The sequence below is a fragment of the Myxococcus llanfairpwllgwyngyllgogerychwyrndrobwllllantysiliogogogochensis genome (assembly GCF_006636215.1).
Classification (GTDB): Bacteria; Myxococcota; Myxococcia; order Myxococcales; family Myxococcaceae; genus Myxococcus; species Myxococcus llanfairpwllgwyngyllgogerychwyrndrobwllllantysiliogogogochensis.
In genome coordinates, this window is the sequence record NZ_VIFM01000113.1 from 12,765 (window position 1) to 33,591 (window position 20,827).

The following is a 20,827-nucleotide window of genomic DNA, read 5'->3' on the forward strand; positions in this document are numbered from 1 at the left end:
CCGTTCACGGGGGGGCTGGGCTCGCGCGTCTCCTCAAGGAACCTATTCAACTGGGATGAAGCCGGCATGCCGAGTGTCTACACCGTGTGTTTCTGTGGAACCGCCTGCGCGCGAGACGAGGGCGAAGTCACGCGATATTGGGACTACAAGCTTCTCGGCCTCTTCGCCAAGAACGACCAGCGCCTCATCAGCCACAAAGACATCTTCGACAAGGGGACCGGATACATCCCGGTGCGGCTTCACACGGAGATCTCCACCCACCTCCAGGACACGAAGAAGAGCGTCACCGTTCGAGGTGTCGGCGAGAACGACTGGTACGACCAGATGGACACGTGTGACCCTCTGGACGCCACCCTGCCCGGCGCGCCGGAAGAGTTGCGCAAGTACGCGCGGACCTACTCGGAAGGCAACCAGCGGACCATGGGGGGCCAGATAGCGGGCTGGGCGGATGCGGCGCTCGCACTGCATGCCGCGAGCCGTGCCGCCGCCAGCGGGGCGGAACAGTACAACTTCGTCGGGCACAGCCGCGGCGCGGTCGAATCCATCATGGCCGCCTGGTTCCTGTATGCCTATGGGGGCGAGGCCTGTCGGAACATCCCCATCAACATCTTCGCCATCGACCCCGTTCCGGGCACCGGCGAGTGGTACGGCATCCAGACCCAGCTGCCTCCCAATGTCGTCAACTACGTCGGCGTCTACGCCTGGGACCACCTGGACGTGGGCTTCAGCGCGGTGATTCCCCGGCCCAATGCGAGGATGACCCAGCAACGCGAACACGAGGCCATCGAGGGCCGGGGCCTGGGGAGCACGTGGCAGACGCTCGCCAACAACCGCCAGTTGGCGGACCCCCTCCTCGCCTCCGACCTCCCCAAGCCCGAAGGGTATCGGCTCTACGCGACCCGAGGGCGCCACAGCACCGTCGCGGGAATCGGCACCACCGATGGCCTGTATGACCCGAAGAAGTTCAGCGACGACGTCGCGGCGGTTCCCAGGCTCATCTACAAGATGGCGCGGGGCTACCTGACCCGATGGGGAACGACCTTCCACACGAAAAGTCAGGTCCGCGATACCGTCAGGCAGCTGCGAAAGAGAATCCATACAGCGCATTCTCATTTCGACGCCATGGCGGGCGGGCAGACCCGGACATCTCGTTATGTGTCGCGGCAGTCCGTCCGGCGGGTGTCCTCCATCCACGGCGTCCTGGGCTGGAACAAATACTACTTCGAGGACGTGGTGGGCACGCCTCCCTACAGGCTCGCCTACCCCTGCACCATCGAGCAGACCGGTGGTGGTTGGGTGGACTGGACGTTCCTGTGAATCAGATCGTGGCTTCCGAGGGGCAGGGACAGCTCAGGCGAGGAGTGCGGAGCAGATGAGTCAGATCAACGCGGTGCGAAGCAAGGTCGAACCCCGCTATTTCAATCACCTGAGCGGTGCGAGCTATGTGCGAATCATGGACACGCCTCGCATCTGGGGACTGGACTTTGGTCCCGGCATCATGGACCAGGCTCGGAAGCGCACGAAGGAGTTCGAACGAGCGCTCGTCGAGGTCATCCAGAAGTCGAAGTTCCGCTGTGACGTGGCCTCGCTCAACAGCCCGGACCCCGAATGGGCCAAGGTGATTCTGGGGGCCATGGATGCCGCGCTGAGCGAGGACATGGGCAGGACGAAGCGGACCCAGTTCCGGTTCCTGTTCGGGCAGACGCCCATGCTCCTCATGAACGGCACGGCGCCCCCGCTCATCGACTTCCAGGGCGCGCTGATTCGACTGGTGAGGGCGCGGACGCGCCACTGGAAGATGAAGCCGGAGATCTGGATGGGCCAGTTCTACCGGCTCCGGGAAGGACTCCAGTCAGGGCTCCTCGCGCGCCTCGCGGAGTCCCTGCCAAGCTGGATGGTGTCGGAGGGTGATGACGACTTCACGAAGATGACGTGGAATCACTCGAAGATCATCGCCGTGGATGGCATTGAATCCCTGGTGGGGGGACACAACCTCAACATGGACCTGTTCACCAGCTATCCGCCGGTGCACGACGTGTCGGTCGTCATGCATGGCGAGGCGGCCCTGGGGTCGCAGCTGTACTTGAACCAGATGTGGGCGTGCAAAACGGATGTGTTCACGAAGGAGTATCTGGATGTCGATGCCGGCGTCTGGAAGAACGGCGATGACCACGTCGGCAAGCCTTGGGAGCTCAAGGACCCGCTGAACGAGCAGGATGCCATTGATTACCGGACCGAGCGTTTCGAGGCGCTCGCGCAGCTGCATGGTGGAAGCGTGGAGGACTTCAAGTCCTCTCCCAGCCACTCCAGCAAGAAGCTCCTGTCGGAGTCGGACGAGGACCTGGACGAGGACCTCATCGAGGACGACATCCGGAGGGATGACCTCCAGACCCTCGCCGACCTGGAGCTGCCGGTGTTCAAGGAGAAGAAGTACAGCTCCTACGCCAGCCTCGGTGAGTACAAGAAGGCGACCCGCGTCTTGTCGCTCGGCAAGTACTGGAAGGGTTCGAACCTCGAGGAGGACTACGAGAAGGCGTCCGAGCTGATGAAGCAGGAGTTGATCCAGGGCGCGAAGAGCATCCTCCGGTTGTCCCAGATGGACCTGGTGAGCGCGTGGAAGAAGAAGTGGTCCTCCCACGTCGTCTGCCACTGGATCATGGACGCGCTGCTCAAGAACGAGAAGCTGGTTGTCCAGGTCGTGGTTTCCCCCCTGGACGCCGGCGCGGGCGCGGAGGGCGACCAATATTCGTTCGGCTCGGGCGCGTGTCGCACGTTCGAGCTGTTCCAGTACTACGCGACGCATGCCGTGGACACTGACACCCGGCTGCCAGATGCGGACGTGCGGGAGCGTGCGTTGGAGCGACTGCACATCGCGCCGCTCTATTTCACGGACAAGGTCCCCGAGGAGAGCACCACCGAAGGTGAGACCTATTTCTGGCCCAAGCTCACGGAGGAGGGAAAGACGGCGACCCTGAAACAACCCTCGCTCGCCACGGTGCCACCGGTCAAGGGCGTCATCGGGAGCGCACAGGAGTCGGTCAAGAAGGCCAGCGGCGCCTTCTATCCCAAGGTTCCGTCCGCGCCGGGCAATCACGCGAAAATCATGATTGTCGACGACGAGTCGTATGTCGTCGGGTCCGACAATCTCTATCCAGGCTTCCTCTCCGAGTTCAACTACCTGGTGGAGGGCGCGTCCGCCGTGAAGGACATGCTCGAGTCGTATTGGGAGCCCCTGTGGGACTACTCGGGACTGCACTGTGTCAATCCCCTGTGCGAAGGGGGTTGCAAGACGCGCCCTGAGAAGCCCAAGCCGAAGCTGCCCTCGTTGCTGGGGCCCCGACTCGGCCTCTATTCGTCGCTGCTCGGTGGCAGAGGAGGCAATCCCTTGCTCCTGGCGGGCCTGATGTCGACACCGCTCTTCGGCAAGACAGGCTTGAGCGGCTTCAGCGGAGGGAGTGGCCTGGGCATCTTTCCGCCGCTCCTGAGCAACGACAACCGGGGCAAGGTCAAACGGGTGAAGGTGTCCCAGACCGAGAACCTCGACACCCTCCTCCAGCAGGACGACGAGGCCGCGAAGGTGGGAGTGGTGGAGCGGCAGCTCGCCAAGGAGTCGGTGCCGTCGAGTTCGGAGCCCTCCTCGCCGAAGGCCCAGAAGAAGAAGGACCCGGACGTCCATTCGAACGGCGACAAAATCGAGGACGAGCACTACTACACGGATCGCCAGATCCTCCGACTCATGGAGCACTACATCGGGCACATGCCCAATGTGGTCGTGCGCCCCGGGCTCGGCGCCTACCAGCTCCGTCGCCTGGGGCCCGACGCGTTTGACGATGCCCTCCAGGGCATGGCCGAAGATCGCGAGCCCCGCATCATCGTCCAGCCCTACAACGTCAACGGCAACCACTGGGGGTTGATCTACATCAAGGCGGCGCCGTCACCGTTCGGAGGCAGGGCCCAGGCCCGCGTGCTCTACATCGACCCGCTCAACCCGAGCAGCGTGCCGAATCTCGGTCCCCTGCGGCGCGCGTTCCCGGACCTTGAAGTCGAGCGGTGCGACATCCCCTATCAGAATGACAACCACGGTGGTGGCTTTGGGGGACAGCACAGCTGCGGCCCCTGGATTGTCCACCTGTCGCGGTGCCTCGTGCACTCCGGGAACGCCCTGCCCCTCCCCGCTCCGAACCCCCGCACGGCGGCAATCAAGCTCCGCGAGGAGCACCAGAAGGCCCTGAATGGTCTGAACCAGGGCGGCAGCGACTTCCTCTGAGTCGAGGACGACGTCTCTGGCCGCGCGGCCGCCTCGAAGGGGGCTCCACCGCGCGGCCCGGGGTCCCTCGCGTGGGCGGGCCGGGTCTCAACGTCCTGGGTGAAGCACCCGAGTCCCCCGGAGCCGAAGCAGCCGGGCCCAGCCGCCCTCCTTCATGGCGAAGGCCTCGCCCGTCCATTCCCCCAGCACGAAGGGCTTCCGCACGCGGCTGCAACATGAACTCCCCGGGATGGGCTCTGCCCACAGTTGCGCGCCCTTCAACCGGAGGAAGTGGTTGTAGACCGGGCTGTGCCGAGGCTTGCCCGTCTCTGGAACACCTCCGGTGACGATGAGCACGTCCTCCTTCTGTCCCTCCACGAGGAACCGGCCCTTCGCCAGCCTCGGGCGCCCCTCCGCCAGCGTGATGACCTCCGCGAAGCGCAGATAGTCGAAACCCAGGAGGCTGTAACCCGTCAGCAGATACTCCTGGAGGTTGCCAGGAATCGGGGTGAGTCCGTCCAGGATGGCGTCGAGCTGGAGCTCCTCCAGCGACCTGTCGAGAGCGAACCCGAATGTCCCCTCGGGTGTGAGCCATTGGAGGTACGCGCGGCCTCTCTCCAGTTCGTCCTTCAGGCCTCGCGCGGCGCGCCGCAGGGTCCAGGACCGCAGGCGCCCGTCAGGCGAGGTGACTGTCTCCGCGCACCCGAGGGTCTCCGACTGGAACACCCCTCGGTCGTACCTGGCCATTCGCCGAAGCGCCTGGATGGCCTTGTCCTTCGTCTTCGGCACGCGGACCTTCATCGACGAGGACCGACGCAGGAGGCGCTCGAAGTCCCCCAGGCCACAGCTCGCCAGCTCCAGCTCCGCGAAGGCGACGGCCGCCTTCGGGCAAAACTCACCGAGCACGGACAGGTCCGTCACGCTGGAGATGAGCTTCTGGCAGAGAGGGGAGACCGCTCCCGCATCGGGGGGCGCGGGACAATGGACCCAGACCCAGTTCTGGTTCCCGTGTGTGCCCGACCATCTCCCGATGTCCACGCAGGCGCCGCCATCCGCGGTGCTGAAGACGGGCGCCTGGGGTCCCCGGAGAATCGCCTCGGACAGGTCGAGGGCGGGGTCCACCTGCCACCCCTCGGTGACGTCGGAGAAGGAGGAGACCTCTCCGATATCGAGCCCCTCGGATGGCGACGTGCTCAGCAGTACCAGCAGGACCTGAGGCCACATGGTGCGCTCCGTTGCAGGACCCGGCCCTTCTTGTCGAGCGCCACGATTGCCCCGTCTCCATTCGTGTCCTCGCGGGCCTGACATCCCATCAGCCACCTCCCGAAGCGATGCGCCGTTCCAAACGGTCCGCTCGGAGCGGGCGAGGGAGGCTCCGCGACAGCCGCGGCAGCCTTCTTCCCGGCCAAGGTCGATGGCGAGGTCGCGCAAGCGGAGAGCATCAGCAACAGGAGCAGGATTGGGCGCATGGCAGGGGCAGGAGACGTGGGGCGGTGTTTGACGCCGAAGCCGCGTGGACGGTTCCAGCCCTCCTGGACGGAGCGCGTCCTCTCGAAACGCATGCGCGTCTCCCACGCACGCACACCGGGCCTCCTCCGGGAGGCCGTGCCTCCTCGCCGCGAGACCACCGGGGACATGCCCGAGCAAGGCACGTCACGTGCAGTCTGGATGATTCATGGTGAACCGATTGAATCCGGGCACGCACCACACCGTGCGCGAGGGGGAGAGCGTCGAAAGCATTGCCTACGAATCCGGGCACGTGGGCAGGACGCTCTGGAATCACGCCGAGAATGAACCCCTCCGGAAGGAGGGGCGTGACCCCAACGCGCTCGCGGAGGGAGACGTGCTCTACATCCCTCCGTTCCGCGAGAAGAAGGTCACCGTCAGGACCGGGGCCGTGCACAAGTTCACCCGCCGGGGCGTGCCCTCGGTGCTGCGATTTCTTCCCCTCGTCTTTGGCCAACCGATGCCTCGCACGCCCTTCACCGTCGTGGTGGAGGGAAAGGAGCTCCAGGGAAAGACCACGGACCGGGGGCTCGTGGAGTGTTTCATCCGCCCTGATGCGCCCCGCGCCACGGTATACCTGGGCGAGGAGCCCTTCCTGCTCACCTATGAGCTGGACCTGAGGATGCTCGCGCCCGTGGAGACTCCCCATGGGACGCTCACCCGCCTGCGCAACCTGGGCCTTCATGACGGCCCCATCGACAACCCTCCCGCGGACGTGTTGGAGGGAGCGCTGCGCCGCTTCCAGGAGCAGCAGGGACTTCCCACCACGGGTGAGCTGGACGCACGCACCCGCGAGACACTCCTCGCGCGCCACGGGCGCTGAGCCCCCACCGAGACCCTCTCCATGATTCAAATCTCAGCGGCCCAGAAGGGCCCCCCACCCGCGAAGCTGGTGGAGACCGCGAAGCAGGCCGCCGCGTGGCTGCTCGAATACAATCAGTTCGCGAGCACCGGACTCTCCGCGAGCCAGATCTCGAAGAACCAGGAGGAGTACCTCGCGAAACTGGAGATCAGCTCGAAGAGCTATGCGCCCAATGAGGTCAAGGCCCAGCTCGTCGCCTGTCACTACGGGAAGTGCGCGTATTGCGAGACGCGCATCATCCACAGCCACTACGGCGACGTGGAGCACTTCCGTCCCAAGAAGGGCGTCACCTTCTTCGACAAGACAGGCAAGATGGCGACCATCGCCGACGCGTATTTCTGGCGCGCCTTCGATTGGAACAACCTCTTCCTCTCCTGTGGCGTCTGCAACGAGCAGTACAAGAAGAACTATTTCGGCCTCTTGCCCAGCCTCACCGCCACCGCCGCCGAGCAACAGTACCTGGGCGTGGGCCCCCTGAAGGTTCCCACCGTCGCGGAGAAGCGACAGAGCCCCGCGAATCCCAACCTCCTCGAGCAGGCCATCCTCATCGACCCTGGAGTCGACGAACCGCGCGCCCTCATCCGCTTCGATGTTCGCAACGGGCAGGCCATGCCCAGCCCGATCATCAATCTGCTCCAGGGCGACAAGGCGCTCGCCTACGGTCGCACGGCCAAGACCATCGAGGTCCTGGGATTGAATCGGCCGGCGCTCGTCGAGGCGCGCGCCCGGCACCTCCTGAGCCTGCACCTGCTCCTGATACCCATCCTCGGCGACCTGCCGGCACTCCAGCAGTTCGTCCAGTTCGGAGCCCTGTGCGACAAGCAGAAGGACACCCTGGTTCCTCGCTCAGACCCGCTCGCCAACGTGCTCGCGCAGGCCGCGACGGCCGCCGGGAGCAACAAGGCCAGCAAGGAGGCCGTGCTGGCCTTCGGCAGGCTCGTCGCGAGCATCCAGCCCTGGGCTGAGTACACGGCGCTCTCCCTGGATGCCATCGTCACCTGGAGCATCCAGGAGTTCGAGCGCGTGCGCGCCGCGGTGACCCTGCAAGCCACGACGCAAGCCTCGGGAGGGAGCGCGAACATCGGCGCCACCCACAGCCTGGCGCCTCGGCTTCCGGCGAGCCTGTCCACGACGCTCGAAGGACAGACGCAGGACTACCGCCAGATCGTCGCGCACTACTGCAAGGACCGCTGGACCGTGGGAACCGAGGAGAAGGCGGACCAGAGCGCCATGCGGGTGGCGCTGCACGGCGAGTTGAACACGCTCATCGAGGACTACGAGGCGGCATGGAAGGAGGTCCACCACCGCGCCAAGGCCTTCAAGACCCAAGAGGCCGTGATGCGGCATGGCTTCCTCAAGGAGGAGGTGGAGAACTACCAGGAGCAGTTCGCCCGGGGCATCGAGGACGCAAGCGAGGAGCCGCTCCTGCTGGCCTGCCTCCAGAAGGTGACGGAGTCGCTCACCCCCCTCTTCAAGGAACTGCTCGCCTCCACGGACCTCGCCACGGCCCTCAAGCTCGTCACGCAGGGAAGCAAGCTGCTCCGAGTGGACATCCCGGCGTTCTATGCGCTTTGCATCAAGGACGCGGACACGAAGAAGGCGCACAGCGACCCCATGGCCCATTGGCTGAAGATGCATTCCTTCTTCGTCGAGCGGGTGGACCACACGCTCGGGAAGGCGCACATCTCCACCTTCGTGAAAGACTTCATGGAAGAAGCCCACGACAACTTCGTCGAGCTCTACAACCGCTTCACGGATGTGGTGGTGAGGTATCGGCTCAACAGCCTCTACAACAAGACGGTGGAGACCCGCGCGAATCCATTGAAGCAAGCCATTCAAGCCATGATTCAGCACGTCAGGGACCACGTGGCGGGCAAACCCACGCCCACCCACGCCCCGCTCGTGGCCATTTCCCTCATCCGAATCGTTGGCTAGCGCCGAGCGTCCACGGGGGCGGCGCCAGGGATGGAGCGGCGCGGCATGGGGCGCTCCTGAAGGCGCCCTCGGACGCCCGGGAGAATCCGTCACCGAGGCGGTGTAGAGGGGAGTCCACCCCACCGTGGCCTCGAGTCACGGCCGCCGTCTGAACAAAAGACAGTCAGGTGTGGAGGGGAGTCCACCCCTCATTCTCGCGAAATGACAGACATTTCCTCTCGTGCCTTGTCACGTCGCCTGATGCTACTGTCGCATGTATGCACTGGCACCTGCACTTGAAGAGCGCGGCCCTCGCGGTCGTGCTGTTCGCGATGTCCGGGCTCGTCGTGCCCGACGCGCACGCGCAGCAATGTGGACCCGGGCCGACGTCGCCGGTCGATCCACCCGAGGACCAGCTGAGCGACACGCGCCTGCTGCGGCGCATCGTGCTCGGACTCACGGGGACGACTCCGACCCTGGAGCAGTACGAGTCCATGGCGGCCGCGGCCTCGCCCGAGGCGCGGGCCTCGCTGCTCCGCTCGACGCTCGACGAGGTGCTCGCCTCTCCGAAGTTCTATGAGCGGATGCTGCGCTTCGGACACGAGTGGATCGCCGTGGGCGCCTACACCACGGGCGCCACCGGCGACGCGTATCAGGGCGACATGTCCGGACACCTGCACCGGTGCGCCGACAACACCCTGCACCCGGGCGCGCTCTACGCGGTGAACGAGTTCGCCTCGGGGGACCCGGGCCAGCAGTGCTCCGACAAAGACGGTGGCGGGAACCCCGCCGTGCCGGAAGCGCGCACCGTCGAGCCCTGGTGGGCGCCAGGCACCACGGTCCAGGTGCTGGGCAAGGCGGGCTCCGACATCAAGCAGGTCGTCGACACCACCACCGGGAAGACCTGGGACTGTGGCATCGCGAGCGGCGGCTACTACGACCCCGGACTGCCTCGGGGCTGTGGATGCGGACCGAATCTGATGTGGTGCTCGCCGCTCGCCGGCCTGGGCTCCGCGAGCACCTCCACCCTCAATGGGCAGCGCCGCCACCCCTACGAGGAGCCCGCGCGCCTGTTCGCGCACCTGGCGTGGCATGACCGGCCGCTCTCGGACCTGGTCGTCGGCAACTACTCGGTCGGAACCAACTGGCTGCGCGCGCTGTACATCCGCTTCGGCCGGCAGATGGGCAGCGACGTGGTGGACCAGAACAGCACGTGGTGGCGGCCGGACGTGGGCAATGCCCCGCGCGACCCGATGCACCCGACGCCGGATGATCCGCAGGCGTGGCGGGAGTTCGTGGTGGAGGAGCTGGAGCCCTACCACCTCTCGCTCACCCCCGACAAAACCCGCTCCGGCAGCATGGACCGCACCTATCGCTTCGACCCGCGCAAGACGAAGGACGCGCCCCTGGGCCTGCCCGCCGCCGGGGTGCTCACCATGATGGGGTCCATGTCGTCGTTTCCGCGCGAGCGCGTCCGGGCCGCGCGTTTCCTGGAGATCTTCGCCTGCCAGAACTTCTCGCCGCCTCCCGCGGACGTGCACTTCCCGCCGCTGGAGATAGACCCGGCGACGGGCGGAACGTGCCTGCACTGCCACAAGACGCTGGACCCCGCGGCCATCGCGTTCAAGCGCTGGGACTTCACGCCGTTCCCGAGCTACTACGTTCCGTGGCCCTTCATCGGGGGCATTGGCAACCAGCGCATCACCGCGGAGTGGCTGTCCGGGAAGTATCCACACATCGGCAATGCGCCGGGCCTGCGCTGGAAGAACGCCTTCGCGCCCAACACGGTGCTGACGCCCGTCACTCCGGAGGAGCTCACGGCGAATCCGGAGGCGGTGCTGCTCGACACGATGCCGGAGTCGTACACGCTGCTGGGCGAACATGGCGATGGCACCATGGGCCCGCTGGGCTTCGGCAAGCTGCTGGTGCGCTCCGGTGAGTTCGACCGCTGCGCGGCGCGCAAGCTCTACGCGATGTTCATTGGCCGGGAGCTGAATCCGGCCACGGAGAAGGGCTTCATCGACAAGCTCGCGCGGGAGTTCGTCGCGGGGGAGCGCAAGCTGCGGCCCTTCATCCGCCATCTCTTCGAACAGTCCGAGCTGCGGAGGGGCCTGTGATGCGCACACTGCGTTCGTTGCTGGGGGCCGTCGCGCTCGCGTTCGGCCTGGGGGCTTGTTTCGGGGATGTCTCGCACCCGCAGGGGGGCGATGGCACGCCGGACGGGGGCGACACCTGCGCGGCGTCGAGCGACAACGACGCGGTCCGCCTCGCGCTCGCTCCCGCGTGTGAGGGCTGCCACGTCAACGGCAACAAGCCCTTCTTCGCCTCGCTCGCCGCGTTCGAGAGCGGGCTCGTCTACAACGAGCGGTTCGTGAAGCGCGGAGACCCGGAGGGCAGCGTCCTGGTCCAGATGCTCAAGGGCACCGCGCCTGGCAGCTACGCCCAGATGCCTCCGGGCCAGCCCTACGAGCAGCTCGTCGCCAGCGGCCGCGTCACGATGACCATCTCCCAGGTGGAGGCGTGGATTCGCGACCTGAAGGCGCCCCCCGCGCAATTGGAGACGCCGTCACCCGAGGAGTTCCGCGTCCGCCGGCTGTCCGCCGAGGAGATGGTGGTGAGCCTGATGGACCAGCTCGGGCTCACGCTCGAGGACTTCGTCAGCACGAGCAACCCCGACTGGCGCAACCGGGCGTACGTCGTGAACTGGGGCAAGTTCTTCATCTGGCCTGGTGACTGGTCTCCCGGCATCTCGGGCGAGTACGTCTCCGACCTGCGCACCGTCGAGCGGTTCGAGGCGCTCGGAGGCGGCAACTCCCTGGCGTACCGCAAGAAGGACACGACCTTCGGCCCCTCCGCCGGACAGGCCCTGGTCCAGGTGTCCCAGGCCTGGTGTGGGCGCGCGGTGGACAAGCCCAACAACAAGGCGGTGCTGCGCTTCGTGACGCTCGCGGACACGTCCACGAAGAACCCGGACGCGGTGCAGAAGAACCTGCGCAACCTCTATCTGCGCATGCTGGGCCAGCCGCCCGACGACGCGGAGCTGAAGGCGCTGTATGAGCAGGTCTACCTCCCGCTCGAAGCGCAGAGCGCGCGCCTGGCCTGGGTTGGCACGTGCGCGGCGCTCATCCGTCACCCGCTGTGGATCACCTACTGAGCCGAGGACGCCATGCCGAACACTTCTCGACGCACGTTGCTCAAGTGGGCCCTCGGAGCCGGTCAGTTCGCCCTCCTCGACCGCGCGGGGCTCCTCGGCGCTGGCCTCGCGCACGCCGCGGACGCCGACGTCCCTTCACGACTGGTGGTGCTCTACGTCCCGGGCGGCTTCCGACCGGCGTATTGCTTCACGCCGATGGAGGACTCGGAGATTCCGCTCTGCGTCCCGGGGTCCTCCAACTTCAGCAGCGAGCCGGTCTTCTACGACGCGAGCAAGGTGGTGAACCTGGCGCCCGCCAACGGCGCGTACAAGCCGCTGCGGACGTGGCAGTCCTGGAATCCGCAGGACCCGGCGGCGCGCGGCGCGTTCAGCCCGCTCATGTACGGCTACCAGCACTTCGCGCTGCATGAGCAGTTGAGCGTGCTGCATGGCATCGACCAGGGGACCAATGACCACGCGAGCGCCTTCATCTCCGCGATGTGCGGCGTCGCGGGCGCGGACTATCGGGCGCCCGCGATGCACTCGGTCATCGCGAACCACCTGTATGCGCGGCACCGGGAGACCCGGCCGCTGCCGTTCGTGGTCGTCGCTGGAGACCGGGGCGTTCCCTCTGGCATGGGGTTGCCCTCTCACGCCTCGCCGGTCGGTGTGCCGTCCATCGATGCGCTCAAGCCGATGCTCTCCGGAAAGGCCGCGGACAACGCCTGGTGGTCGGGGCTGGAGGCGCGCACCGAGGGCGCGGAGCTGGATGCGCGGGGCGCGCCCACCGGGGCCCAACTGAAGACGACGACGGTGGAGCGCTACTCCCTGGCGCGTGCGCAGCCGCTCCTGGGCCGCTCGACGGCGAAGGTGGACAACTATCTGGAGGGCCTGCATGGCTCGCTGTCGTCCGTCTCCCGCGTGCTGGCGACGGACGTGGTGTCCCTGCTGGAGGGCACCAAGGGCATCGACACGCTGAAGACGAACCGGCCCGCGTACCTGTCGAGCTACCTGAACGAGACGTTCACCTACACGTTCGGCAACGCGAACTTCCACCTCACCGGGTTGGACCCGCGCATGGACATGGCGCTGCGGTTGCTCAAGTCGGACCTGTGCACGTCAGTGCATGTCTCGCTGCGCATGGACTTCGACACGCACAGCGGCGCGGGCCATGCCTTCAGTTGCGCGCATGGTCGCGGGCTGATGGATTGTGTCGCGCGCTTCCTGGGCGAGATGAAGGCCACGCCCGCTCCGGGCAAGCCGGGCAAGACGCTGCTCGATGACACCCTGGTGCTGGTGATGAGCGAGTTCGGCCGGAGTTGGGCCTCCCGCGCGAATGACGGCAGCTACAACCTGCCGGATGACCACCACCCCTACACCTCGGTCTTCTTCGCGGGGGGAAACGTGGCCGCGAACCGGCAGGTGGGCACGTACACGACGCGCGGGCTCGGCGTCCCGGTGGACATCATCGAGGAGACGGGGCAGACCCAGAAGCGCGTCCCCCGGTCCGCGGACGTCGTCACCACCGCGCTGCGCATCATGGGCATGGAGCCGAACGAGTTCTTCATCCCCGGTGGCTACGGCGAGGTCGTGGGACTCCGGAAGGGGTAGCGGCTGGCCTGCCGCGTCATCCCCTCGATGCGCCATCAAGGCGTATGCTAGGGCGCACTCATGCGCGCGCTTCTGATGCTGTCAGTGAGCCTCACCCTTGCATGTCAGACCTCGCCCTCGGTTGCCCCTTCAGAAAGGCGCACGGCTTCCCCTCGACTTGAAATCATCCTGGCAAACGACTCCGTGCCTGAGCAGAAGACACGCGAGCAACTCCGCCGCTTGATGGAGAGGTTCGAGGTCGACCCGTGGATTTATACGACCGCGGTTCGAATCGATGAGAGGTCCATTCCGCACAGCCACCCCGTGTTGACGCTTCACGCGCGACACCTCGGCAATGACATGCATCTGCTCTCGACCTTCGTGCACGAGCAGATGCACTGGTTCCTCGACGCGAACAAAACGAAGACCGAGCGGGCGATGGCCGCCCTGCACTCGCTGTATCCAACCCTCCCGACAGGCTTCCCCGAGGGAGCCGAGGAGGTGGAGTCGTCCTATCTCCACGTCCTCGTCAATTACCTGGAGTACGCCGCCCTCCAACGCGTCACCGGGAAGGAAGCAGCGAGGAGCGTGTTCGACTTCTGGGCGAACGACCACTACCGGGCGCTCTACCGCATCGTCCTGAAGGATGAGGCGCGAATTCGTGAGGTCGTGGCTCAGCACGGCTTGATGCCTGAAGGCCTTTGACCCGGCGACGGCTCCGCCCCCATCTCCACTTTCTCGTCAGGGTGAATACGTTGCCGGTTGTAGAAGCCCTCGACGGACACCGTATCCGCCTCTTCGTCAGTGTCCACCGAAGCAGGGACTCTCTCACTGCGCCTCGTCCCAGTGTCAGGGCGCTCGATGCCTGCGAGCGCGGAACGCGCAAGGTCCAGGGCGCGCTTCATCGCCCCACTCAACAAGCCGTACGTCAATCGCGGTGGGCGTTGCTTTCCTGCTGGCGCGACTCGGCGTGCTGCCGCGCCCGCTTCTCCACCGCGCGAAACGTGTCCTCCACCGCGTCCTTCTGGCCCATGCGCGCCAGGAAGCCAGGGATGGAGCCGGCCGGGTCCACGGTGAAGCGATACACGGCATGGGACTTGTCCTCGCCACGAGGCTCCACGCGCCAGCTTCCTTCATTGAGCCGGATGCGCACCGTGCCACGCCGCTGGGGAATGGCGTCCGGCTCCGCCTGCCACCTCTGCGCGAACACGCCCGAGCCGTCCTCCACCAGCTTGGACTCCAGCACCACGTTGCTGATGTAGTCCCGCGCGGACACCACCGGCAGGTCCAGCCTCGTGTAGGTGAGCTGCCCCTCGTCCGGCAGCTCCTTCAAGAGGCGGGACTCCTTCACGTACGGCATCCAGTGCCGGTAGGCGTCCACATCCCGCAACACCGCCTGTACGTCCGCGGCGCTCGCGGCCAGCTCGCCCTCCGCCCAGACGTCCTTGGCCTGAGTCCCCGGCCGAGCCCGGACCTTCACCACGTATGGCTTCTCCGCCACCGTGCTCCAGCCCTCCGCCGCCTGGGACGTCCCCGCGGCGAACCCCAGCGCACAGGCGGCAAGTGCCGCTCCACCCCACAGCATCTTCATGCGTTCTTCCTGGGCGACTCGGGCCCGGTGCGTCTTCACGTCCGCTTCCGACACACGAGAGCCCCGGCGAATTCGCGGAGGCACACCCGGTCAGGGGGCAGGGCAGCCTCCAAGCTGCCAGCCATGACGGCTCGGCAGCGCCATGCGAGCAGCCACGAGGCCCCGCGGCCCTCGACAGCGCTCGAATTCATCCGAGTGGAGGCGCCAACCCAACCCATCCCATCCGAACCGATTTAGAGTCACGAGGACGCGCGAGGGTCGCCGCGCGGCACTTGGGGGCACGTGCCATGAAGCAGATTGAGCAACACCTCGCGGAGGGTTCCTTCCAGGAAGCACTCCAGTTGATTGACGCGGAGTTGTCGAAGGCCCCCTCGGGCGAGCGGCTGCTGATGGCGTTCAACGTGAGGGTGCGCCTGGAGGACTATGACGGGGCCCTGCGCGCGCTCGAGGAGTTGGAGAAGCTGGAGCCTGAAGTCTCCGAAGGGGTGACCTTCCTCCACCACTGTGCCGAGCTCGAACGCCTGCACTCGCTGCGAAGGAAGGACGCCGTGCGGGCCAAGGAGCGCGGGGCGCTGCAGGCACCACAGCCCTTCTCACGTGCCTACCTCCAGGCGGCGGTGAGCCATGCGAAGGGCGAGTTCTCCGACGCGGCCCGTGCCCTGGAAGAGGGCGCGCGCTCGGCCCCCAAGACCTCCGGAATGCTGACGCGGACCAATGGCGTCCGGGTGCGCTTCTCCGACCTGACCGACTCGGATGAGCTGACGGGGCCGCACCTGCCCTGCTTCCAGGGTGGCACCGTGCTGGACGTGCCCTTCAGCGAGCTTCGCTCCATCCAATTCGAAAAGCCGCAAAGCTCAATGGATGTCGTCTGGCTGCCGGCCCAGTTCCAGACGCTCGACGGCCGCGAGGTCGAAACCCGCGTGCCTTCGCTGTACCCCGGGTCAGGCCTGCATGACCACGCGCCCATCCGCCTGGGGGAAATGACCGCGTGGCATCACGACCCCCACGGGTATGCCGTTGCGTTCGGCCAGCGAGACTTCAAGCTGACACATGAGGATGGCGGCATGGGGATGGTCGGGCTCCTTCAGGTGGCCCGGATCGACTTCGATGATGCGAGCAGGCCCATGAGCGGAAAGCCGCAACCCCAGGCGAAGAAATCCTTCTGGTCGAAACTCTTCGGCTGAGTCGGGACCTCGGTGCGGGCGAATGCCTGTCAATGACGGGCCTTCCCATGCCAACGCAAGGCTGTCAGGCTCGACCTCGTGGACCTCTTCACGAACATGCCCGAGTTGTTCCCACTCATGCGCGGCGGCGGCGCATTCCTTGTCGCCATCGGGCTCGGCATCCTCGTCGGGTCCTTCGGTCGCGGCAGATGGCCTTTCGGCGGGCTCCTCGCGGGCGCGGCCATTGGCATCCTGATCATGGCCGTCGGTGGTGCCACCCGCCTCATCTTCGACGAGGGTGTGCGCACGCCCATCTGGCAGTGGGCCGTGCTCGGCATCGCCATGCTCGTCGAGGTCTACCTCGTCAGCGTCGTCGCACAGAAGTTCCCCGACACCGAGTCACGTCCCTTCTGGATGTGGCTGCTCTTCGTCGTCGGCGCCCACTTCCTCATCCTCGGACCCAGCCACGGTCCCATCTGCGCCTTGCTCGCGGTCCTCTGCATGACGAACGCCTGGATCGGGCTTCGCGCGACCACCGTCGACCTCCGCGTGTCCTGGGCGATCGACGGGATGCTCAAAATCGGCGCGGGCGCGCTGATGGTCGCGGTCAGTTACAGATTCGTTTGATCCAGACGACAGGCACGATGTGTCGGGGCGCCCCAGGTGACTCGACGAAGCACCCGGAGCTGAGCCGGGTCAGAGGTCCAGGTACCAGAGCTGGTTGTCCGCCGCCCTGTCGCGCTTCATGGGGTAGGTGATGAGCCGCCCCGAGCCATCCGCCCTGCCACCCTCGATGTCGAGCACGTGGCCGTTGAGCTGGCTCTGGATGTAGTAGGTGCCGCGGACGCGACCGGGCACCAGCTGCCACACCTGATGGGGCTGTCCGTGGGCCTCCCAGGTGACCACGCGTGTTCCCGAGGCCTTGTTGGCGCCCTCCACGTCGAGCACGAGTCCGTTGAGCCGGCTGCGGATGAGGTAGCCGCCGCGCGTGGGCACCAGCTCCCACTTCTGGTTGTCATTGCCCTCACGGTTGGACTTGGCCCGGTGGGCGACGAGCCCCGCGCCGGGCGAGCGGTTGTTGCCCGCGATGTCGATGACGAGCCCCGCGAGCTTGCTGCGGATGAAGGTGCTGCGCTGGGGACGCCCCTCTCCCCGGCCATGGTCCCAGTCCTGTCCGTCGTGGTCTCGGACCGAACGCCCGGGTGGCGGCGGGGGCGGCGCGGGGCGCGCCTCGCCCTGGCACCAGCCCGCGGAACTGCACGTGCGTGCGCCATCGCACTGGGAGGCATCGTGGCAGCGGTTGGGCCCGGGGTGGTTGCGCGACTCGTCCCTGCGGTAGTCCGGCCCAGGCCCCGCCGCCGCCGTCAGAGGCAGGAGCAGCAACGCGAGCGCCGCCCATCCCCTCCCCTTCGCGGACGACCGGTTTTCACTCGCACGAACACCCTCGGAGCCACTCCGAACCGCCAACATGGGACTTCTCCTTGTTTTTGAGGTCTCCAGCGGAGGGGCCGCTCTCGCCGCCCGCTCGCCCTGTGTCCTTCATGACGGAGGCCCGGGAACTTCATTCACCTGGCCGGGAGGTACGTGCACTCGGCACCCTTCCTCACGAGGTCGCCTGCTCCCCGGAGGACTGGTGCCCTTGCGATACTGTGCGCCGCACAGTACTGTGTTCCACATGGGTCAGGCGGAGTCATTCAGCAAGCTGGAACTCGAGCTGCGCCGTGGGGTGGTGGTGTTGGCCACCCTGTCGCAGCTGAGAGCACCTCGCTACGGGTACGAGCTGCGACAGGCATTGGCGGACAAGGGAATGCCGATTGAAGAGGGCACGCTGTACCCCTTGCTGCGGCGCCTGGAGACGCAGGGTGTCCTGCAGAGCGAGTGGAGGATCGAAGACGGGCCACCGCGGCGCTACTACGCGCTGAACGCGGACGGCCGGAAGCTGCTCAAGAAGCTCACCGACGCCTGGCAGGGCATGAATGACGCCATGGAGAAACTCCTGGAGGAGGGGCAATGAACGCGAATGACGTGCTTGAGTCCTACATCACCGATGTCGCCGTGCGATTGCCACGCAAGCAACGCGACGATGTGGCGTTCGAACTGCGTGCATTGCTCACCGAGGAGCTTCAGGCCCGGGCCCTGGCGGATGGACGCGACGCCGATGCGGCCATGGCCACGGAGCTGCTGCATTCCTTCGGCCATCCGGAGGTCGTGGCGGCGCGCTACCGCCCCCCGCTGACCATCATCGACCCAGCGGATGCGCGCGGCTTCCTGCGGGCGACCGTCATCGGACTGGCCCTCATCTGGTGCGCCGGCCTGCTGACGCACCTGTGGCAGCCCCTCCAGACTGGGAGGGACGTGCCCCAGGCGCTCGGTCAGTGGTGGGTGCACACGGTGGTGGGGTCCTTGTGGTGGCCTGGATTGCTGGTTGTGGGCTACGGCGGCGCTGCCTGGGTCCGCCGCCGGTGGCCTGACACGTCGAAGTGGAAGCCGCGTGCGGAGGATCGAATCCAGGGAGGCCGCGCGGCCATGGTCCTGGGCATCGTCGGCGTCCTGAGTGGAGTGTTCGTGCTCCTCGAGCCGACCTGGGTGCTGGACGTCTGCTTCGGGGGCCGGGCAGCTCCCGCGGCGTACGAGGCGCTCACCTACGCCGAAGGTTTCCGTCAGCGCCAGGCGCCCTGGTTGCTCGTGCTCCTCCTGATCAATGTTCCCATGTGGCTCGCCGTCATCGTGAGCGGGCGGTGGTCCACGGGCATGCGGCGCCTTGAGACGGGGCTGAGTTTGCTCACGTGCGCGGTGATGGCATGGACCGTCCTGGATGGCCCGGTCTTCCGCACGGAGGTCAGCGACCGGACGGTCCGGTTCTGCCTGGTCCTCATCATCGCCTCCGTGCTGCTCCACTATGGCATCCGGATGTTCCGGACCGTTCGCCCAGCTCCATCCCTCCGCGGCATGCAGGGATGACGACGTGCAGGGTGGAAATGACCCTGCCTCTACAACGTCTGTCATGGCGCATAGGCTGCGCATCGCCGCGCGCGTGACGTGACTCGGTCCTCCTCGACTTGGCGTCTGTCGTTGCCCGGGGTTCCCGCCCGCCCTCGGTCATCTCGTCGTCAGGAACGGAGGCGCCTTCCCCTGGAGGGCGCCCCTTCAAAGGGACATGCATGAAGAGCAGTTCGACAAGCGCCGGCCGGCTCGGGTGGCTCGCGGTGTGTGTGTGGTTCGCGTGGGGCACGGGGTGCTCGGCGGGCCCCACCGAAGAGGGGCGCGAGTGGGACGAGCGTCCCGGGGTCGTCCACTCCGCGGAGGGGACGTTGGGTCAAGGGACGGTGGCCGCCGGGCGGCTGCACACGCTCGCGCTGCGCTCCGACGGCACGGTGTGGGCCTGGGGCAGCAATACACATGGGCAGTTGGGCAACGGCACCACACGCTCGGCGTCGAGGCCCGCCTGGGTCTGGGGGCTGAATGACGTCGCCGCCGTGGCCACGGGGGAGCTGCACTCGCTGGCCTTGAAGGCGGACGGCACGGTGTGGGCCTGGGGCTTCAACGACCGGGGCCAGTTGGGGGACGGGACGACCACCTCCCGCGCGGTGCCCGTGCGCGTGCCTGGGCTGACGGGCGTGATGGGCATCGCGGCGGGCTTCTCCCACTCGCTGGCGGTGAAGTGGGACGGCACGGTGTGGGCGTGGGGCAACAACGCCACGGGGCAGCTCGGCAATGGGCTGACAGCGAACCAGCCGCTGCCGGCGCAGGTGCAGGGACTCGGTGGGGTGAAGGCCATCGCCGCGGGCAATGCGCACTCCCTCGCATTGAAGTCGGACGGCACGGTGTGGGCCTGGGGAGGAAACGCGGACGGGCAGTTGGGGGATGGCACCACGACGTCGCGCTCGATGCCCGCGCTCGTCGCGGGAGTGGCGGATGTGACGGCCGTCTCGGGCGGTGGCTCACACTCTCTGGCCCTCAAGGTGGATGGCACGTCATGGGCGTGGGGCAGCAACGCCTTCGGTCAGTTGGGGGACGGCACCACGACCTCGCGCCACGTGCCCGTGGCCGTCGCCGTGTCCGGCCTGGCCCGCCTCACCGCGGTGGTGGGGGGCGGACAGCACTCCGCGGCCCTGGGTGTGGATGGGACGGTCTGGACGTGGGGTAGCAACACGCGTGCGCAGTTGGGGGATGGCACCACGGTGTCGCGCCTGCTGCCCGTGGCGTTGGGGGGCCTGAGCGGAGTGATGGGAATCACGGCGGGCGGTGGCCAGCACACCGTGGCGATGAAGGCCAATGGAGAGACGTGGGCGTGGGGTGGCAACAGCGAGGGACAGGTGGGCGATGGGAGCACGCTGTTGGCGCTGGTGCCCAAGCGAGTGCTGAGCCTGTCTCGCATCGAGTCCATCTTCGCGGGTGGGTACTACTCGGTGGTGGTCCGGGACGGAGGGACGGTCTGGACCTGGGGTTCGGATCGGCTGGGGGAGTCGGGGGATGACATTCCCACCCTGAGCCCGGTGCCCACGCGCGTGACAGGGCTGACCGGCGTGGTGAGCGTGTGCGGCTCGGGTCATCTGCTGGCCATCAAGGGCGATGGCACCCTGTGGGCCTGGGGCGCCAATGGCGCGGGCCAGCTCGGGGACGGAACCACGGTGTCCCGTCCGAGCCCCGTCCAGGTGCCAGGGCTCACCCAGGTGGTCAGCGCGTCGGCGTCGGGCCATTCCCTGGCGGTGAAGTCAGACGGGACGGTGTGGAGCTGGGGAGCCAATTCACAGGGGCAGTTGGGCGATGGGACGTCCACGGCGCGTTCGGTGCCCGCGCAGGTGGCGGGGCTGTCCGGGGT

16 protein-coding genes are annotated in these 20,827 nt (G+C 66.9%); 13 read left to right on the plus strand and 3 right to left on the minus strand.

Features of this window, described 5'->3' with window-relative positions; genetic code table 11:
• The first annotated feature begins 66 nt into the window (after positions 1–66).
• Positions 67–1,317: a Tat pathway signal protein gene (locus tag FJV41_RS25750; protein ID WP_141645199.1), complete on the plus strand. Its 1,251-nt coding sequence runs from the start codon at positions 67–69 to the stop codon at positions 1,315–1,317.
• 55 nt (positions 1,318–1,372) lie between these two features.
• On the plus strand, positions 1,373–4,267 hold the full coding sequence (locus tag FJV41_RS25755) for a phospholipase D-like domain-containing protein (RefSeq protein ID WP_181790936.1): 2,895 nt from the start codon (positions 1,373–1,375) through the stop codon (positions 4,265–4,267).
• 87 nt (positions 4,268–4,354) lie between these two features.
• On the opposite strand, the gene FJV41_RS25760 is transcribed toward FJV41_RS25755, so the two are convergent.
• The gene (locus FJV41_RS25760) at positions 4,355–5,470 is read right to left on the minus strand and encodes a hypothetical protein (RefSeq protein ID WP_141645200.1); all 1,116 of its coding nucleotides are present in this window, start codon (positions 5,468–5,470) and stop codon (positions 4,355–4,357) included.
• Between the two features lie 451 nt (positions 5,471–5,921).
• Between FJV41_RS25760 and FJV41_RS53875 the strand changes: the two genes are divergently transcribed.
• The 6 genes from FJV41_RS53875 to FJV41_RS25790 all read left to right on the plus strand — a co-directional run bounded on the left by FJV41_RS53875 (position 5,922) and on the right by FJV41_RS25790 (position 13,956).
• Positions 5,922–6,575 (plus strand): peptidoglycan-binding domain-containing protein, encoded by a 654-nt coding sequence (locus tag FJV41_RS53875; RefSeq protein WP_141645201.1) that lies wholly within the window; start codon positions 5,922–5,924, stop codon positions 6,573–6,575.
• A 21-nt stretch (positions 6,576–6,596) separates the two neighbouring features.
• On the plus strand, positions 6,597–8,549 hold the full coding sequence (locus FJV41_RS25770) for an HNH endonuclease family protein (RefSeq protein ID WP_141645202.1): 1,953 nt from the start codon (positions 6,597–6,599) through the stop codon (positions 8,547–8,549).
• 275 nt (positions 8,550–8,824) lie between these two features.
• On the plus strand, positions 8,825–10,645 hold the full coding sequence (locus FJV41_RS25775) for a DUF1549 domain-containing protein (protein WP_246137411.1): 1,821 nt from the start codon (positions 8,825–8,827) through the stop codon (positions 10,643–10,645).
• Positions 10,645–11,682 (plus strand): hypothetical protein, encoded by a 1,038-nt coding sequence (locus FJV41_RS25780; protein ID WP_141645204.1) that lies wholly within the window; start codon positions 10,645–10,647, stop codon positions 11,680–11,682. Before FJV41_RS25775 ends, FJV41_RS25780 begins: the two co-directional genes overlap by 1 nt.
• Before the next feature lie 12 nt (positions 11,683–11,694).
• Positions 11,695–13,272: a DUF1501 domain-containing protein gene (locus tag FJV41_RS52480; protein WP_181790938.1), complete on the plus strand. Its 1,578-nt coding sequence runs from the start codon at positions 11,695–11,697 to the stop codon at positions 13,270–13,272.
• Between the two features lie 60 nt (positions 13,273–13,332).
• On the plus strand, positions 13,333–13,956 hold the full coding sequence (locus FJV41_RS25790) for a hypothetical protein (RefSeq protein WP_141645205.1): 624 nt from the start codon (positions 13,333–13,335) through the stop codon (positions 13,954–13,956).
• Between the two features lie 223 nt (positions 13,957–14,179).
• On the opposite strand, the gene FJV41_RS25795 is transcribed toward FJV41_RS25790, so the two are convergent.
• Positions 14,180–14,842, minus strand: a complete 663-nt coding sequence (locus FJV41_RS25795; RefSeq protein WP_217440652.1) for an START domain-containing protein — start codon at positions 14,840–14,842, stop codon at positions 14,180–14,182.
• A 287-nt stretch (positions 14,843–15,129) separates the two neighbouring features.
• Between FJV41_RS25795 and FJV41_RS25800 the strand changes: the two genes are divergently transcribed.
• Both FJV41_RS25800 and FJV41_RS25805 read left to right on the plus strand, forming a co-directional pair.
• A complete protein-coding gene (locus FJV41_RS25800) occupies positions 15,130–16,026 on the plus strand; it encodes a type VI secretion system accessory protein TagJ (protein ID WP_141645206.1) in 897 nt (298 codons plus the stop codon).
• Between the two features lie 78 nt (positions 16,027–16,104).
• The gene (locus tag FJV41_RS25805) at positions 16,105–16,632 is read left to right on the plus strand and encodes a DUF6609 family protein (RefSeq protein WP_141645207.1); all 528 of its coding nucleotides are present in this window, start codon (positions 16,105–16,107) and stop codon (positions 16,630–16,632) included.
• A 69-nt stretch (positions 16,633–16,701) separates the two neighbouring features.
• Here the strand turns inward: FJV41_RS25805 and FJV41_RS25810 are convergent, their stop codons facing one another.
• Positions 16,702–17,475, minus strand: coding sequence for an RICIN domain-containing protein (locus tag FJV41_RS25810; protein ID WP_141645208.1), 774 nt, complete (start codon positions 17,473–17,475; stop codon positions 16,702–16,704).
• 205 nt (positions 17,476–17,680) lie between these two features.
• On the opposite strand from FJV41_RS25810, the gene FJV41_RS25815 reads away from it, so the two are divergent.
• The 3 genes from FJV41_RS25815 to FJV41_RS25825 form a co-directional block, all read left to right on the plus strand.
• On the plus strand, positions 17,681–18,019 hold the full coding sequence (locus FJV41_RS25815) for a PadR family transcriptional regulator (RefSeq protein ID WP_141645209.1): 339 nt from the start codon (positions 17,681–17,683) through the stop codon (positions 18,017–18,019).
• Positions 18,016–18,966: a hypothetical protein gene (locus tag FJV41_RS25820; protein WP_141645210.1), complete on the plus strand. Its 951-nt coding sequence runs from the start codon at positions 18,016–18,018 to the stop codon at positions 18,964–18,966. Before FJV41_RS25815 ends, FJV41_RS25820 begins: the two co-directional genes overlap by 4 nt.
• Positions 18,967–19,166: 200 nt before the next feature.
• A partial coding sequence (locus tag FJV41_RS25825) for an RCC1 domain-containing protein (protein WP_368773774.1) occupies positions 19,167–20,827 on the plus strand: 1,661 nt, incomplete at its 3' end.

Bases quoted from the DNA above. Each gene is read 5' to 3' on its own strand.
- FJV41_RS25755 (WP_181790936.1), top strand. From the start codon at position 1,373: ATGAGTCAGATCAACGCGGTGCGAAGCAAGGTCGAACCCCGCTATTTC.
- FJV41_RS25750 (WP_141645199.1), top strand. From the start codon at position 67: ATGCCGAGTGTCTACACCGTGTGTTTCTGTGGAACCGCCTGCGCGCGA.
- FJV41_RS25790 (WP_141645205.1), top strand. From the start codon at position 13,333: ATGCGCGCGCTTCTGATGCTGTCAGTGAGCCTCACCCTTGCATGTCAG.
- FJV41_RS25820 (WP_141645210.1), top strand. From the start codon at position 18,016: ATGAACGCGAATGACGTGCTTGAGTCCTACATCACCGATGTCGCCGTG.
- FJV41_RS25810 (WP_141645208.1), bottom strand. From the start codon at position 17,475: ATGTTGGCGGTTCGGAGTGGCTCCGAGGGTGTTCGTGCGAGTGAAAAC.
- FJV41_RS53875 (WP_141645201.1), top strand. From the start codon at position 5,922: ATGGTGAACCGATTGAATCCGGGCACGCACCACACCGTGCGCGAGGGG.
- FJV41_RS25760 (WP_141645200.1), bottom strand. From the start codon at position 5,470: ATGTGGCCTCAGGTCCTGCTGGTACTGCTGAGCACGTCGCCATCCGAG.
- FJV41_RS25815 (WP_141645209.1), top strand. From the start codon at position 17,681: ATGGGTCAGGCGGAGTCATTCAGCAAGCTGGAACTCGAGCTGCGCCGT.
- FJV41_RS25770 (WP_141645202.1), top strand. From the start codon at position 6,597: ATGATTCAAATCTCAGCGGCCCAGAAGGGCCCCCCACCCGCGAAGCTG.
- FJV41_RS25780 (WP_141645204.1), top strand. From the start codon at position 10,645: ATGCGCACACTGCGTTCGTTGCTGGGGGCCGTCGCGCTCGCGTTCGGC.
- FJV41_RS25800 (WP_141645206.1), top strand. From the start codon at position 15,130: ATGAAGCAGATTGAGCAACACCTCGCGGAGGGTTCCTTCCAGGAAGCA.
- FJV41_RS52480 (WP_181790938.1), top strand. From the start codon at position 11,695: ATGCCGAACACTTCTCGACGCACGTTGCTCAAGTGGGCCCTCGGAGCC.
- FJV41_RS25795 (WP_217440652.1), bottom strand. From the start codon at position 14,842: ATGAAGATGCTGTGGGGTGGAGCGGCACTTGCCGCCTGTGCGCTGGGG.